Below are 14,568 nucleotides of genomic sequence, written 5' to 3' on the forward strand. Positions count from 1 at the left end.
CCCTGAGCGCACCAAAGGCCGCGCCCTGCACCAGCTCGAACAACTCGGCTACACCGTCACCCTGGAGAAAGCCAGCTAACCCCGGCCAACTGTTTATCTTCGTATCAGACGGTTGCTGCGCGACCTCCTCAACCGACGTGCCGGGCGCCTCGCTCAACCGACGTGCGGGGCGACCTGCTCGGCCACGAGCCGCAGGTGGTCGAGGTCGCCCAGGTCGAGGGTCTGCAGGTAGAGGCGCGCCTGGCCGGAGTCCGCGTAGCGGCCGATCGTGTCGACGACCTCCTCGACCGTGCCGGCCAGTCCGTTCTCGCGCAGCTCGGCAGGGTCGCGGCCGATGCTCGCCGCGCGCCGCGCCACGTCGGCCTCGGTCTCCCCCACGCACAACACGAGGGCGGCGGAGTAGACGAGCGAGGCCGGGTCGCGGTCGACGGCCTCGCAGGCGGCCCGCACCCTGTCGTGCTGCTCGAGGCCCTCGTCGAAGGGCACGAACGGCAGGTTGAACTCGTCGGCGTACGCCGCCGCGAGCGCCGGGGTGCGCTTCTTGCCGCGCCCGCCGATGAGCACCGGCGGCCCACCACGGTGGCCGTCGCGCTGCACCGGCTTGGGCAGGCCCGGCGAGTCGAGCACCGAGTGGTGCCGGCCCTCGTAGGTGAATCCGCCCTCGGTGGACCACAGCCCGGTCACCACCGCCAGCTGCTCCTCGAAGCGGTCGAACCGCTCGCCCACCGGCGGGAACGGGATGGCGTACTTCTGGTGCTCGGCCTCGAACCAGCCGGCACCCAGGCCGAGCTCGACACGCCCGCCGCTCATCTGGTCGACGTTGGCGACCGAGATCGCCAGCGGCCCCGGGTGGCGGAAGGTGGCGCTGGTCATCATCGTGCCGAGCCTGATCGTGCTGGTCTCGCGGGCCAGCCCGGCCAGCGTGATCCAGGCGTCGCTCGGCCCCGGCAGCCCCTCGGTGCCCATGCCGAGGTAGTGGTCGGAGCGGAAGAACGCCCCGAACCCGAGTCGTTCGGCCTCCTGGGCCACCCGCAGCAGGGCGTCGTAGGTGGCGCCCTGCTGGGGCTCGGTGAAGATGCGCAGCTCCATGGGGCCAGCCTGCCAGGTGGCGGGCACCAGCGACCTGCCGCCGCCGCACAGCGTCCCTCCAGGTTCGTCGATCGGTTGATCAACGGACCCGCCCATTGATCAACCGGTCGACGAACTCGAGGGGTGGTCAGTGCGAGCGGGGTGCCACGGACGGCCCGAGGGCGCGCAGCGCGGGGAGCACGTGGTGCTCCAGCATCGGAGCGAGGTCTTCGTGGCCCTCGCCGTCGAGCGACATCCACCGCAGCTCGGCGATCTCGGCGGCTGCCCGCGGCTCCGCGGGCAACGCCGCGGTGAAGACCGTCGAGTGCAGCTCGCGGCCCGGCTCGTTGGCGGCCGGGGCGAGGTAGACGCCCAGCGGCTCGAGCGCGCCGGGCCCGCTGACGTCGAGCCCGACCTCCTCCAAGGTCTCGCGCACCGCGGCGTCGTACGCCGACTCGCCGGGCTCGGGCTTGCCGCCGACGAGCATGAAGCGCGTGGTGCCGCGCTTGCGCACGGTGAGCACCTGGCCGTCACGCACGAAGGCCACCGCCGCGACGACGATCGTCCGCGCGGTCATGGGGCGAGCGCCCGGTCGACGGCGGCCTCGCAGTGCAGCCGGGTGGTCGGGAACAGCCGTGCGCCTGCGGGACGAGCGGACGGGTCGAGCAGCAGCTCGATCTCGGTGCAGCCCAGCACCACCGCCTCGCAGCCGTCGTCGACCAGCGCGGCGACCACCCGCTCGTACTCGCGCCGCGACTGCTCGCGCACGACGCCGCGGCACAGCTCGTCGTAGATGACCGTGTCGACAAGTCGCCGGTCGTCGGCGCCGGGCACCACCACGTCGAGCCCGTGCCCGCGCAGCCGGTCGACGTAGAAGTCCTCCTCCATCGTGAACCGGGTGCCGAGCAGACCGACCCGGCGCACCCCCGCCGCGCTCACGGCCGCGGCGGTGGCGTCGGCCAGGTGCAGCAGGTCGATGCCCACCGCCGCCTGCACCCGGTCGGCAAGCTTGTGCATCGTGTTGGTGCACAGCACCAGGAAGTCGGCGCCGCCGGCCTCGAGCACCCGGGCCTCGCGGACCAGCAGTGCCGCCGCGTCGTCCCAGCGCCCCTGCGACTGCATCTGCTCGACCACCGCGAAGTCGACGGAGGCGAGCAGCAGGTCGGCCGAGTGAAGCCCGCCGAGCCGCTCGGCGACCAGGGTGTTGAGCAGCCGGTAGTACTCGGCCGTCGACTCCCAGCTCATGCCACCGATCAGCCCGATCCGCCTCACCGGCGCTCCCACCAGACCCAGTCGAGGCCCAGGTCGGGGCGGTGCTCGCGGCGGGTCTCGGTCCACTCGTCGACGGAGAACTCGGGGTACGTCGCGTCGCCGGCGGGCTCGAGGTCGACCTCGGTCAGCACCTGGTGGGTCGCGAGCGGCAGCGCGAGGCGGTAGACCTCCCCTCCCCCGGCGACGGCCACGTCACCGGGCAGGTCGGCGGCGACCGCGAGCGCCTCGTCGAGGCCGCGCACCACCCGCACGTCCTCGAACCCGGGGTCGAAGGACGGGTCGCGGGTCAGCACGACCGTGGTGCGACCCGGCAGCGGACGGCCGATGGAGTCCCAGGTGCGCCGGCCCATCACCAGGGTGTGGCCGAGCGTCTCGCGCTTGAAGTGCGCGAAGTCCTCGGAGATGTGCCACGGGATGTCGCCGTCGGCACCGATCACGCGGTTGCGGGCGTACGCCGCGACCAGCACGACGCGCGTCATACGGCGATCGGCGCCTTGATCACCGGGTGCGGGTCGTAGCCCTCGAGCACGACGTGCTCGAGCTCGAAGGCGTCGATCTCGGTGACCGAGGGGTCCAGGCGCAGCGTCGGCAGCGGCCGGGGCTCGCGGGTCAGCTGCAGGCGGGCCTGGTCGAGGTGGTTGGTGTAGAGGTGCGCGTCGCCCAGCGTGTGCACGAGGTCGCCGACCTCGAGCCCGGTGACCTGGGCGACCATGTGGGTCAGCAGCGCGTAGGAGGCGATGTTGAACGGCACGCCCAGGAACGTGTCGGCCGAGCGCTGGTAGAGCTGGCACGACAGCCGGCCCGGCCCGCCGTCGGGCGAGGGCGCGACGTAGAACTGGAAGAGCGTGTGGCAGGGCGGCAGCGCCATGTCGTCGACGTCGGCGACGTTCCAGGCCGAGACGATGTGGCGCCGGGAGTCGGGGTTGGTGCGGATCTGCTCGACGACCTTCGCGAGCTGGTCGACGTGTCCGCCGTCGGGGGTCGGCCACGAGCGCCACTGGTGGCCGTAGACCGGGCCGAGGTCGCCTTTCTCGTCGGCCCACTCGTCCCAGATGCTGATGCCGCGCTCCTGCAGCCACGCGACGTTGGTGTCGCCGCGCAGGAACCACAGCAGCTCGCCGAAGACCGAGCGGGTGTGCACCTTCTTGGTGGTCACCAGCGGAAAGCCCGCGCGCAGGTCGAAGCGCATCTGGTGGCCGAAGACGCTGAGCGTCCCGGTGCCGGTGCGGTCGGACTTCTCGACGCCCTCGTCGAGGATCCGCTGGAGGAGGTCGAGGTAGGCCTGCACGACGCGACCCTAACCCTGCGGCCGGGTCACAGGTGCAGCTCACCGGCGATGGTGGTGCGCGTGGCGCCGCCGACCCACACCTCGGCGTCGGGGCCCTCGCCCACCAGGTCGACGTGCACGCGGCCCCGGCGCCCGATCGCGGTGCCCTGCGCGGCGACGTACGACGACGCGAGGTGCTCGCCCAGCACCCGCTCGCCCAGGAGCCACTGGGCGACGCCGGCGTTGAGGCTGCCGGTGACCGGGTCCTCGGGCACGCCGATGCCGGGACAAAAGGCCCGCACCTCCAGCGCCGTCTCGCCACCGGCCGGGTGCGCTCCGACGACCCCGATCTCGAGGTCCTCGAAGGCCGACCAGTCGGGCCGCAGGTCGAGCACGGCATCGGCGTCGCGCAGCAGCACCGCCACCCACCCGGGGCCGTTGTCGACCCACGCGGAGGCCACCACCTCGTCGGGGGCCAGCCCGAGCGCGCGGCGGACCCGGGCGAGGTCGGTCTCCTCGACCGGTCCGGAGCGCACCAGCGGCGGGGCCCGGAAGGCGAGCCGCTCGCCGTCGCGGCGCACCTGCACCAGCCCGGCGCCGCACTCCTGCACCACCGTCGCGCCCTGCGGGCGGCCGCCGGCCTCGAGCCAGGCGTGCGCCGACCCGAGGGTCGGGTGGCCGGCGAAGGGCAGCTCCTCGCCCGGTGTGAAGATCCGCAGCCGGTAGTCGGCGGCCGGGTCGGTGGGGCGCAGCAGGAACGTCGTCTCCGAGAGGTTGGTCCAGCGCGCGAACGCCGCCATCTGCTCGGTGGTGAGGTCGTCGGCGTCGTGGACCACCGCGACCGGGTTGCCGAGCAGCGGCTCGGTGCTGAACACGTCGACCTGGCTCATCCGCACGACGCCGACTCTAGGAGGCCGGGCGACGCCGGCGGTCCAGTGGGCCTCAGTGGGCCTCACCGAGCCAGCAGCGGCTCGCCGTCGGCGCTGGAGACCCGCAGGTGGTCGGTGCAGGAGCCGGAGCCGACGAAGCAGGTGCGCAGCAGCCACCCCCGCGCCTCGGAGAGCCGGCGGAACTCGTCGGCGCCGGCGACCTGCGAGCCGTCACCGATCACGTAGGTGATCGCGCCGGTGGTGCTGAAGGAGGCGTCGAGGACGATCTCGTCGGGCCGGACGCCGGCGGCGCGCCGCCGGCCGTTGGCGGTGTCGTAGACCCGCACGGCGGCGTACCGGTCGGCACCCCCGCGGGTCAGCACGTAGCCGCCCCCGAAGGAGAGCTGGGCCCCCACGCCTCGCCGGGTGAGCGGCGGCCCGAACGGCCCGTCGAAGGTGATCGTCTCCGGGCTGCTCTGCACCGCCCAGGTCAGCCCGTCGACGTCGAGCAGCATGACCGGTCCCACGGACCCGCTCCCCCGGCCGGTGACGTCACCCACCGGCCGCCACTCGTGCGAGCCGGCGCCGTCGACGTAGTGCACGGTCGGCCCTTCGAGCGACAGCGGTCCGAAGCCCGCCGCCGGCCCGTCGCCGCCGGCGGGCACCAGGTCGCGCCGGCCCAGCTCGGTGCCGTCGGTCGCGTCGACGACGACCAGGTCACCGGTGCCGGCCTCGACCCAGGAGACCCAGCTCCGCTCCCGCTCGGCGACGATCGTCGCGCCCGGCGCGGAGCGGCCCAGCAGCAGCCGCTGGCCCGAGGGGTCGGCCCGCACGACGCGGCCCTCGCCGTCGCCGTAGACGACGGCGTCGCGCACCGCCACCAACCGACGCACCCCGGGCACCCGCAGCGCGCTGAACCCGACCACGACCTCACCGGCGGCGTACCACGGGATCGGCACCGAGTGCTCGAGCTGTCGCACCCGTGCCGGACCGACGACCTCCTCGGCCTCCGGCGGCTCCTCGGGCTGCATGCCGCGCCAGGTGCCGACACCGGCCAGCAGCGCCAGCACCACGACGAGGACCAGCAGCCCGCGCGGCACCCGGCGGGGCGACCGCTGCGCCGCGACCTCCGCGCCCGAGCGGGAGACCACCGGCACGGCCGCGGCCAGCTCGCGCGCCTCCTGCTCCAGCGCCGGCGTCGCGGGGTCGCCGGGGCTGGGCCAGCAGCCCGACAGCGCCGCCACGTCCTCGTCGGGGAGCCCGGCGAGCGCGGAGAGCACGAGACCGGTGCGACGACCGGGGTCGAGCCGGTCGAGGCCCGGGGCCGCGGCGGCGGGCTCGTCGTGCCACCACCGCGTGCGGTCGCGCGCCCGCTCCTCGAGCAGCAGCCGCCACACCTCGACGTCGGGGCCGGGGCCCTCCCGCAGCTCACCCCAGTCGTGCCCGGCGCGGGCCAGCGCGCGGTCGGCCAGGACCGCGGCGTGGCCCGGCGGGCTGCCCAGCACCGCGACCGCCTGCACCAGGGCGGGGCGTCTCGCCGCGACGTACGCCGCGAAGTCCTGCTCGTCGGCGGCGCGCACGGGGACCGGGTGGGTCAGGGATGCAGCGACATCGGGCCGTAGACCCGGCGCTCGAGCTCGAAGAGGACCACCGCGTCGACGCCCTCGTCGGCCAGGTCGGCGAACGCCTCGCCCACCCACGACTCCGCGTCGGCCTGGCTGGTGAAGCGCTGGTCGGCCAGCTCGCCCTCGACGCTCACCTCGTTGCCCTCGGCGTCCTCCAGGCGCCACCACCAGGGGCGCTCGGCGGGCGTGGGCGGACGGAAGGTCGGGGGCTGCTCGGGCAGGTTCATCAGGACTCCTTCACCGACGGGTCGACGAACGGGGGCTTGGTGAGCTGGAAGATCTCGCGGCGGCCGCGGATGTCGACGCCGACCTCGGCGTCGGGGGCCACGCTGGCGGCCACCAGCGCCAGGCCGACACCCTTGCGCAGGGTCGGGCTGAAGGTGCCGGAGGTGACCTCGCCGACCAGCACGTCGGCGCTCAGCGAGACGCTCATGCCCGGGCGCGGGATGCCCCGGCCGGTGGCGACGATGCCGCGCAGCACCCGCGCCGGCTTGTCGGCCCGCTCGCGCACCAGCACGTCGCGGCCCCAGAAGGCCGGCTTGTCCCAGCCGACCGCCCAGGCCATCCGGGCCTGCACGGGGGTGACGTCGAGGGAGATGTCCTGGCCGTGCAGCGGGTAGCCCATCTCGGTGCGCAGGGTGTCGCGGGCGCCCAGCCCGCAGGGCAGGATGCCGTGCTCGGCACCCGCCTCGAGCAGGGCGTCCCACACCGCGCCCGCCGACTCGTTGGGCACCAGCAGCTCGTAGCCCCGCTCGCCGGTGTAGCCGGTGCGGCACACCACGACCGTCGCGCCGTCGTACGTCGCCTCGACGAAGCTCATGTAGTCGTGGTCGACCGGCAGCCCCAGCGCGGTCATCACCTCGTCGCTGCGCGGGCCCTGCACCGCCAGCACGGCCAGGTCGCGGTGCCGGTCGACGACCTCGACGCCCTCGGGCGCGGGTCCGGCCAGGCGGCGCACCACCTCGGCGGTGTTGGCCGCGTTGGGCACCAGCAGCACCCGCTCGTCGGAGTAGCGGTAGACGATCAGGTCGTCGACCACGCCGCCGCTCTCGTCGTCGCAGCACAGCGTGTACTGCGCCTGCCCGGGGCCGATCCGGTCGAGGTCGTTGGTCAGGCAGGCGTTGACGTACGCCGCCGCCCCGGGGCCGGTGACCTCGGCCTTGCCGAGGTGGCTGACGTCGAAGACGCCCACGGCGGTGCGCACCGCGGTGTGCTCGGCGACCACGCCGGTGGGGTACTCCAGCGGCATCTCCCACCCCCCGAACGGGGCGGTCTTGGCCCCCAGCGCCCGGTGGCGGTCGTGCAGCGGCGAGGTCAGCAGGTCGGCCATGGCGCGAACCTACCCCAGCGGCGCCCGCCCGGGGCGGGGGTGACGTGGGGCGCGTCACGGGGTGGTCGCGCCATGGTTAGTGTGGCGCGGTGACCTCGTTTACCTTGCGCAGTGCCAGCCCCGCCAAGACCAAGGCCGACGCCGTCGTCGTCGGAGTCGTGCAGAGCAGCCCCACGGGCCGCCGCTCGGCCAAGGAGAGCGGCCCCCACCTCGACCTCGCGCCCGGCGCGGAGGACGTCGCCAAGGCCTACGGGCGCAAGCTGCGCCCGCTGCTGGCCAGCCTCGACGTCAAGGGCACCGTCGGCGAGGTCACCCGCATCCCCACCTCCGGCGCCATCGGCGCGCCGATGCTGGTGCTGGTCGGGCTGGGCAACGACCCGCAGCCCGCCGACCTGCGCCGCGCCGCCGGCGCCGCAGCCCGTGCGGTCACCAACGCCGCCAACGTCGCGGTCGCGCTGCCGGCCGAGGCTCCCGAGCAGGTGCGCGCGGTGGCCGAGGGCTGGGCGCTGGGCGCCTACACGTTCACGACGTACAAGCAGGACACGACGCCCGACGACACGACCGCGGGCGAGGTGGTGCTGCTCAGCGGTGCTGCCCGCAAGAAGGAGGTCGTCACCGCGCTCGAGGAGGCCCAGGTCGTCACCCGCGCGGTCGCCGCCACCCGCGACTGGGTCAACACTCCCCCGGGCGACCTGCGCCCGCCGGCCTTCGCCGAGTCGGCCCAGACCCGCGCCAAGGAGCTCGGCAAGGGCCGCGGCGCCCCGAAGATCACCCTGCGGGTGCTCGACGAGGCCGAGCTCGCCGCGCTGGGCTGCGGCGGCATCCTCGGCGTCGGCGCCGGCTCCTCCGCCCCGCCGCGCCTGGTCGAGATCACCTACGCGCCCAAGGGCGCCACGACGCACCTGGCGCTGGTGGGCAAGGGCATCACCTTCGACTCCGGCGGCCTGAGCATCAAGCCCGCCCAGGGCATGCACGAGATGAAGTCCGACATGGCCGGCGCCGCCGCGGTCATCCAGGCCACCTTCGCCATCGCCGAGCTCGGCCTGCCGGTCAAGGTCTCCTGCTTCGCCCCGATGGCCGAGAACATGGTCTCCGGCGACGCGACGCGACCCGGCGACATCCTGACGATGTACGGCGGCAAGACCGTCGAGGTGCTCAACACCGACGCCGAGGGCCGCCTCGTGCTCGGCGACGCGCTGGTGCGCGCGGTCGAGACCGAGCCCGACCTGATCGTCGACGTCGCCACCCTGACCGGCGCCATGGTCGTCGCCCTCGGCAACAAGATGGCCGGCGTGATGGGCTCCGAGGAGGTCGTGGCCAAGGTCCTCGACGCGGGCGCCAGCGCCGGCGAGCCGATCTGGGCGATGCCGATCCCCGAGGAGATGAAGCAGCGCGTCACCTCGAGCAAGATCGCCGACCTCGCCCAGCACGACTGGGTGCGCTGGGGCGGCGGGCTCTTCGCCGGCGCGTTCCTGCGCGAGTTCACCGACGGGCGCCCCTGGGCGCACCTCGACATCGCCGGGCCGTCGTACAACGCCGGCGGCCCCGACGGCCACCTCACCAACGGCGGCACCGGCTTCGCCGTCGCGACCCTGGTCGACCTGGCCCGCGGCCTGGCCTGACCGCTCCTGCGGGAGTTTCATCGGCCGGCCGATGAACCTGGCGGGTGGCCGATGAAACTTCATCGGCCACCCGGGAGCTCTGTCGGCCGGCCGATGAAACTCCGCCGACAAAACGGCTCCGGGGGCCGGCGGACCTACGGGTCCTGCCGGCCCTGCTTCTTCATCCGGCTGTTGTAGTCGCGCATCCGCTGCGGGATGCCCACCAGCCCGGCGTCGTACGACGGCACCTGGAAGCGGTTGCAGAAGTCGTGCGCCCACTCGATCGAGGGCACCCGGCGCCGGGTCCACTCGCCGTCGTGGGCCACCAGCAGCAGCGTCACGTCGCTGACGGCCGTGCGGGGCTCGACGAATCCCTCGACACCGCGCCGCTCGGAGACCCAGGAGCTGAGGTGCTCGCGGTCGACGGCGTCGGAGGCGCGCACCCTCGTCGAGCCGGTGCGCGCGGCGTCACGCGCGGGCTTGCGCATGCGCGGCTTCGAGCCCCGGCGGAAGCGGTCCATGAGTCCCATGGGGACCAGTCTGCCAAGAGACCCGAGCCGACGACCCGAAGGGCGGTGTGGACACGCTCGCCGGAAGTGCAAGGATGAGCCGCAGATCGTGATCACCCACGGAAGGACGACGGTGGCCGACACCGACTTCGACGTACTCATCCTCGGCGCTGGTTCGGGGGGTTATGCGTGCGCGTTGCGCGCCGCCCAGCTCGGGCTCAAGGTCGCGCTGGTGGAGAAGGGCGACCTCGGCGGCACCTGCCTGCACGTGGGCTGCATCCCCACCAAGGCGCTGCTGCACGCCGCGGAGATCGCCGACTCGGCGCGCGACTCGGAGCAGTTCGGGGTGCGCGCCACGCTCGAGGGCATCGACATGGCCGGGGTGAACTCCTACAAGGACGGTGTCGTCTCCCGTCTCTTCAAGGGCCTGACCGGGCTGGTCAAGGGCCGCGGCGTCACCGTCGTCGCCGGCGAGGGCCGCCTGACCGGGCCCCGCGAGGTCACCGTCGACGGCACCGCCTACACCGGGCGCCACGTCGTGCTGGCCACCGGCTCCTACGCCCGCTCGCTGCCCGGCCTCGAGGTCGACGGCGAGCGCGTGATCACCTCCGAGCACGCGCTGCGCCTCGAGCGGGTGCCCGCCTCGGTCGTCGTGCTCGGCGGCGGGGTCATCGGCTGCGAGTTCGCCAGCGTGTGGCGCAGCTTCGGCGCCGAGGTCACCATCGTCGAGGCGCTGCCCCGCCTGGTGGCCGCCGAGGACGAGGCCAGCTCGAAGGTGCTCGAGCGGACCTTCAAGAAGCGCGGCATCAAGGCCCGCACCGGCACCCCGTTCCAGAGCGTCAAGACCACCGACGACGGCGTCGCGGTCACCCTCGAGGGCGGCGACGTCGTCGAGGCCGAGCTGCTGCTCGTCGCGGTCGGTCGCGGCCCGGTCACCGAGGGCCTGGGCTTCGACGAGCAGGGCGTCGAGATGGAGCGCGGCTTCGTGCGCACCGACGAGCGCTGCCGCACCAACCTCGAGGGCGTCTACGCCGTCGGCGACATCGTGCCGGGCCTGCAGCTGGCCCACCGCGGCTTCCAGCAGGGCATCTTCGTGGCCGAGGAGATCGCCGGCCTCGAGCCGACGCCGATCGACGAGACCGGCATCCCCCGCGTCACCTACTCCCACCCCGAGGTCGCCTCGGTCGGCCTCGACGAGGCCACCGCCCGGGCGACGTACGGCGACGACCAGGTCGAGACGCTGACCTACGACCTCGGCGGCAACGGCAAGAGCCAGATCCTCAAGACCCAGGGCTTCGTCAAGCTCGTACGCCGCACCGACGGCCCCGTCGTGGGCGTCCACATGGTCGGCGACCGGGTCGGTGAGCTGATCGGCGAGGCGCAGCTGATCTACGGCTGGGAGGCGCACGCCGAGGACGTCGCCCCGCTGGTGCACGCCCACCCCACCCAGAACGAGGCTCTCGGCGAGGCCCACCTCGCCCTGGCCGGCAAGGCGCTGCACGCGCACTCGTGACGGGCTCCTAGCCTGGAGCTCCCACACACCGCACACCCGTCACACCGCACCACCGAGCACCCCACCGAAGACCGCGAGCGAAGGAACTGCATTGGCCACCGAAGTCAACCTCCCGGAACTGGGTGAGTCCGTCACCGAGGGCACCGTCACACGCTGGCTCAAGCAGGTCGGCGACACGGTCTCGGTCGACGAGCCGCTGCTGGAGATCTCCACCGACAAGGTCGACACCGAGATCCCCAGCCCGGTCGCGGGCACGCTGCTCGAGATCAAGGTCGAGGAGGACGACACCGTCGAGGTGGGCGCGCTCCTGGCCGTGATCGGTGACGAGGGCGAGTCCAGCGACGACTCCGACGACTCGAGCGACGCCGACGACACCGCCACCCCGGAGGCGCAGCCCGCCGACGAGGACGAGGCCGAGAAGAAGGCCGAGCAGGAGGAGGAGGTCGCCGAGGAGACCGGCGACCTGCCGCCCGGCGACGAGACCCCCGAGTCGGCCAAGTCCGGCTCCGAGGACAAGCCGCTCGAGGAGACCGAGAAGCCCGCCGCCGCGACCAAGAAGTCCGGCGGCAGCGGCACCACCGTGACCCTGCCCGAGCTGGGCGAGTCGGTCACCGAGGGCACCGTGACCCGCTGGCTCAAGCAGGTCGGCGACGAGGTCGCCGTCGACGAGCCGCTGCTGGAGATCTCCACCGACAAGGTCGACACCGAGATCCCCTCCCCCGTGGCCGGCACCCTGCTCGAGGTGAAGGTCTCCGAGGACGAGACCGTCGAGATCGGCGCCGAGCTGGCCGTCATCGGTGACGGCTCCGCCGACGACTCCGAGCCCGAGCCGGAGCCGGAGCCCGAGCCGGAGCCGGAGCCCGCGAAGGAGGAGCCGAAGCAGGAGGCCGCTCCCGCGCAGGAGAAGGCGCCGGAGCCGACCAAGGAGCAGGAGAAGCCCGCTGCCCGTGCCTCCGAGCCGGCCCCCGAGCAGCCCGCCCGCGAGAGCGGCTCGTCGTCGGGCGGCTCGTCGTCCGGTGGCCAGGGCGACGGTCCCGGCTACGTGACCCCGCTGGTGCGCAAGCTCGCCGGCCAGCACGGCGTCGACCTCAACACCGTCACCGGCACCGGTGTCGGTGGGCGCATCCGCAAGCAGGACGTGCTCGAGGCCGCGAAGGCGAAGGAGGAGCCGGCCGCGCCGGCCGCCTCCTCGGCCCCCTCGTCGTCGGCTCCGGCCGCGAGCTCGGGCGGCGCCCCGGCGCCGACCAGCCCCTCGCCGCTGCGCGGCAAGACCGAGAAGCTCTCGCGGCTGCGCAAGATCATCGCCGCGCGGATGGTCGAGTCGCTGCAGGTCTCGGCCCAGCTCACGCAGGTCGTCGAGGTCGACGTCACCAACATCGCCCGCCTGCGCGAGGCCAACAAGGCCGACTTCCAGGCCCGCGAGGGCGTCAAGCTCTCCTACCTGCCGTTCTTCGCCAAGGCGGCGGTCGACGCGCTCAAGCAGCACCCCTCGCTGAACGCGACGATCGAGACCGAGGCCGGCGAGGTCACCTACTACGACCGCGAGAACCTCGCGTTCGCGGTGGACACCGAGAAGGGCCTGATCACCCCGGTGGTCAAGGACGCCGGCGACCTGTCGATCTCGGGCCTGGCCCGCAAGATCGCCGACGTGGCCGAGCGCACCCGCACCAACAAGATCGGCCCCGACGAGCTGTCGGGCGGCACCTTCACGATCACCAACCTCGGTAGCGTGGGTGCGCTCTTCGACACCCCCGTGATCAACCAGCCGCAGGTCGCGATCCTGGGCCCCGGTGCGGTGGTCAAGCGTCCGGTCGTCATCGACGACCCCAACCTGGGCGAGACCATCGCGGTGCGCCACATGGTCTACCTGGCGCTGACCTACGACCACCGCCTGGTCGACGGCGCCGACGCGGGCCGCTTCCTGCAGGAGGTCAAGCAGCGCCTCGAGAGCGGCCAGTTCGAGGTCTGAGCCCCGCTCGCGGCAGCGCCGCGCACGCACGACCACCACGCCCCGCCCGGGCCTCCCGGGCGGGGCGTGGTGCTTGCGGCGTCCTGTCGGCACGTGGCGCTCGTCGCAGCGCGGCGCCACCGTGAAATGAAGAGGCGCCCCGGGGTCCCGAGGGCATACCGTCGGGGGCACCGTGACGATGACCGACCTCGGCGCCCACCCCGCGCCTCTCCAGACCCCTCCGCCCACCGAGCCGCCGGCACAGCGACGACCCGTCGACTGGCGCCGGATGCGCAGCCCGTGGGCGGTGCTCGCCCTGCTCGGGTCGCTGCTCGGCGCCATCGGCACCGCGGCCGGCTCGGCCGTGGCCGGCCGCCTGGCCGAGGACGCGAGCGTGGCCCTGGTCTGGCTGCTGGCGCTGTGCGTGGTCGGGGCCGCGGTGCTCGACTCGCTGGGGCGCACCGTCTGGGCCGGGGTCACCGACCGCGCCGAGGGCCGGCTGCGCGCCGACCTGCTCGACGCCGCCATGCTGCAGCCGCTGGCTGCGCTCGACGAGCAGGCCGTCGGCGAGGTGCTCGACCGGGTCGACGACGACACCCACGAGGTCGGCTCGCTGCTGCGCCAGAGCGTGTGGATGGCCATCCGCACGCTGCTCGCCTCCGGTCCGCTGTGGCTGGTCGCGGGCCTCACCTGGTGGCCGGCCTTCATCCTGTTCCCGCTGGCCGGCGTCGCCGCGGTCGCGGTGGTGCGCCCGCTGCTGCCGCAGATCTCCGAGCGCAAGGTCGTCGAGGAGATCGCCTGGACCGACCACGCGGCGGCCATGGAGGAGGGCGTCGCCGCCCGCGACGACCTGCGCACCTCCCTGGGCCAGGCCCACCTCGTACGCCGCTGCACCGAGCTGGCCGCGACGGTGCACGCCCGCTTCGCCGAGGTCCTGCAGCTGGAGAGCCAGGTCGGGCGGCGCACCGGCACCCTGCTGCACGGCATGCTCGCCGGCACCGCGGTCGTCGGGGTCGCCCTGGTGCTCGGCGACCGGCTCGGCACCGCCGCGCTGGTCACGCTGTTCCTGGTCACCACCACCTTTGTGGGCCAGGTCGACCAGCTGGCCCGCCAGCTGCCCGACCTGCAGGCCGGCTTCGGCGCGGTGCTGCGGCTGCGCCAGCTGATGGGCGCCGAGGCCGAGCCCACGGGCGGCGAGCCGCTGCCCACCGGGCCGCTCGGCCTCGAGCTGCGCGACCTGCACTTCTCCTACGGCACCGGGCCGTTCGCGCTGCAGGGCGTCGAGCTCACGGTGCCCGCGGGCACCACCTGCGCGCTCGTGGGCCGCACCGGCTCGGGCAAGTCGACGCTCGCCTCGCTGGTCTCCCGCGCCGTCGACCCCGAGCCGGGCAGCGTGCTGCTGGGCGGTCGCGACGTGCTCGACCTCGACCTGCAGGCGCTGCGCAGCGCCGTCGGGGTGGTCACCCAGCGCACCGAGATCCTTGCCGGCACCCTCGCCGAGAACATCGCGCTCTTCGCGGCGGGCTCGCGCGAGGCCGTCGAGGGCGCGGTCACCGAGCTCGGCCT

The 14,568-nt window shown here is 73.9% G+C and carries 14 protein-coding genes; 4 read left to right on the top strand and 10 right to left on the bottom strand.

Going from position 1 to position 14,568, the window contains the following annotated elements; all coding sequences use genetic code 11:
- Positions 1-153: 153 nt before the first annotated feature.
- The 9 genes from QWJ41_RS20125 to gcvT all read right to left on the bottom strand — a co-directional run bounded on the left by QWJ41_RS20125 (position 154) and on the right by gcvT (position 7,431).
- Positions 154-1,089 (bottom strand): LLM class F420-dependent oxidoreductase, encoded by a 936-nt coding sequence (locus QWJ41_RS20125; RefSeq protein WP_302710252.1) that lies wholly within the window; start codon positions 1,087-1,089, stop codon positions 154-156.
- 127 nt (positions 1,090-1,216) lie between these two features.
- Positions 1,217-1,645, bottom strand: coding sequence for an NUDIX hydrolase (locus QWJ41_RS20130; protein WP_302710254.1), 429 nt, complete (start codon positions 1,643-1,645; stop codon positions 1,217-1,219).
- Entirely contained in the window at positions 1,642-2,340 is a 699-nt protein-coding gene (locus QWJ41_RS20135) for an aspartate/glutamate racemase family protein (protein WP_302710255.1), read from the bottom strand. The genes QWJ41_RS20130 and QWJ41_RS20135 overlap by 4 nt, the downstream gene beginning before the upstream one ends.
- Positions 2,337-2,819 carry a dihydrofolate reductase gene (locus QWJ41_RS20140; protein WP_302710256.1) on the bottom strand — a complete coding sequence of 161 codons (483 nt, stop codon included), beginning with the start codon at positions 2,817-2,819 and terminating at the stop codon, positions 2,337-2,339. Before QWJ41_RS20140 ends, QWJ41_RS20135 begins: the two co-directional genes overlap by 4 nt.
- Positions 2,816-3,628, bottom strand: a complete 813-nt coding sequence (locus tag QWJ41_RS20145; RefSeq protein ID WP_302710257.1) for a thymidylate synthase — start codon at positions 3,626-3,628, stop codon at positions 2,816-2,818. Before QWJ41_RS20145 ends, QWJ41_RS20140 begins: the two co-directional genes overlap by 4 nt.
- A 26-nt stretch (positions 3,629-3,654) precedes the next feature.
- Entirely contained in the window at positions 3,655-4,563 is a 909-nt protein-coding gene (locus tag QWJ41_RS20150) for a PhzF family phenazine biosynthesis protein (protein ID WP_302710258.1), read from the bottom strand.
- Entirely contained in the window at positions 4,560-6,056 is a 1,497-nt protein-coding gene (locus QWJ41_RS20155) for a hypothetical protein (RefSeq protein ID WP_302710260.1), read from the bottom strand. Before QWJ41_RS20155 ends, QWJ41_RS20150 begins: the two co-directional genes overlap by 4 nt.
- Before the next feature lie 14 nt (positions 6,057-6,070).
- A complete protein-coding gene (locus QWJ41_RS20160) occupies positions 6,071-6,328 on the bottom strand; it encodes a hypothetical protein (RefSeq protein ID WP_302710261.1) in 258 nt (85 codons plus the stop codon).
- Positions 6,328-7,431 (bottom strand): glycine cleavage system aminomethyltransferase GcvT, encoded by a 1,104-nt coding sequence (gene gcvT, locus QWJ41_RS20165; RefSeq protein WP_302710262.1) that lies wholly within the window; start codon positions 7,429-7,431, stop codon positions 6,328-6,330. Before gcvT ends, QWJ41_RS20160 begins: the two co-directional genes overlap by 1 nt.
- Before the next feature lie 89 nt (positions 7,432-7,520).
- On the opposite strand from gcvT, the gene QWJ41_RS20170 reads away from it, so the two are divergent.
- Entirely contained in the window at positions 7,521-9,053 is a 1,533-nt protein-coding gene (locus QWJ41_RS20170) for a leucyl aminopeptidase (protein ID WP_302710263.1), read from the top strand.
- A gap of 134 nt (positions 9,054-9,187) precedes the next feature.
- On the opposite strand, the gene QWJ41_RS20175 is transcribed toward QWJ41_RS20170, so the two are convergent.
- Positions 9,188-9,562 (bottom strand): hypothetical protein, encoded by a 375-nt coding sequence (locus QWJ41_RS20175; protein ID WP_302710264.1) that lies wholly within the window; start codon positions 9,560-9,562, stop codon positions 9,188-9,190.
- Between the two features lie 88 nt (positions 9,563-9,650).
- On the opposite strand from QWJ41_RS20175, the gene lpdA reads away from it, so the two are divergent.
- The 3 genes from lpdA to QWJ41_RS20190 form a co-directional block, all read left to right on the top strand.
- Entirely contained in the window at positions 9,651-11,054 is a 1,404-nt protein-coding gene (gene lpdA / locus QWJ41_RS20180) for a dihydrolipoyl dehydrogenase (protein ID WP_439117349.1), read from the top strand.
- Between the two features lie 91 nt (positions 11,055-11,145).
- A complete protein-coding gene (gene sucB / locus QWJ41_RS20185) occupies positions 11,146-13,023 on the top strand; it encodes a 2-oxoglutarate dehydrogenase, E2 component, dihydrolipoamide succinyltransferase (protein WP_302710265.1) in 1,878 nt (625 codons plus the stop codon).
- Positions 13,024-13,201: 178 nt separating this feature from the next.
- Positions 13,202-14,568: ATP-binding cassette domain-containing protein (locus QWJ41_RS20190; RefSeq protein ID WP_302710267.1), on the top strand; the 1,367-nt coding region annotated here is incomplete at its 3' end.

The organism is Nocardioides cremeus (genome assembly GCF_030518195.1).
GTDB classification, from domain to species: domain Bacteria; phylum Actinomycetota; class Actinomycetes; order Propionibacteriales; family Nocardioidaceae; genus Nocardioides; species Nocardioides cremeus.

Excerpts from the sequence above, each read along its gene's own strand:
- QWJ41_RS20130 (WP_302710254.1), bottom strand. The coding sequence starts at position 1,645 with ATGACCGCGCGGACGATCGTCGTCGCGGCGGTGGCCTTCGTGCGTGAC.
- QWJ41_RS20125 (WP_302710252.1), bottom strand. The coding sequence starts at position 1,089 with ATGGAGCTGCGCATCTTCACCGAGCCCCAGCAGGGCGCCACCTACGAC.
- QWJ41_RS20160 (WP_302710261.1), bottom strand. The coding sequence starts at position 6,328 with ATGAACCTGCCCGAGCAGCCCCCGACCTTCCGTCCGCCCACGCCCGCC.
- QWJ41_RS20175 (WP_302710264.1), bottom strand. The coding sequence starts at position 9,562 with ATGGGACTCATGGACCGCTTCCGCCGGGGCTCGAAGCCGCGCATGCGC.
- QWJ41_RS20140 (WP_302710256.1), bottom strand. The coding sequence starts at position 2,819 with ATGACGCGCGTCGTGCTGGTCGCGGCGTACGCCCGCAACCGCGTGATC.
- gcvT (WP_302710262.1), bottom strand. The coding sequence starts at position 7,431 with ATGGCCGACCTGCTGACCTCGCCGCTGCACGACCGCCACCGGGCGCTG.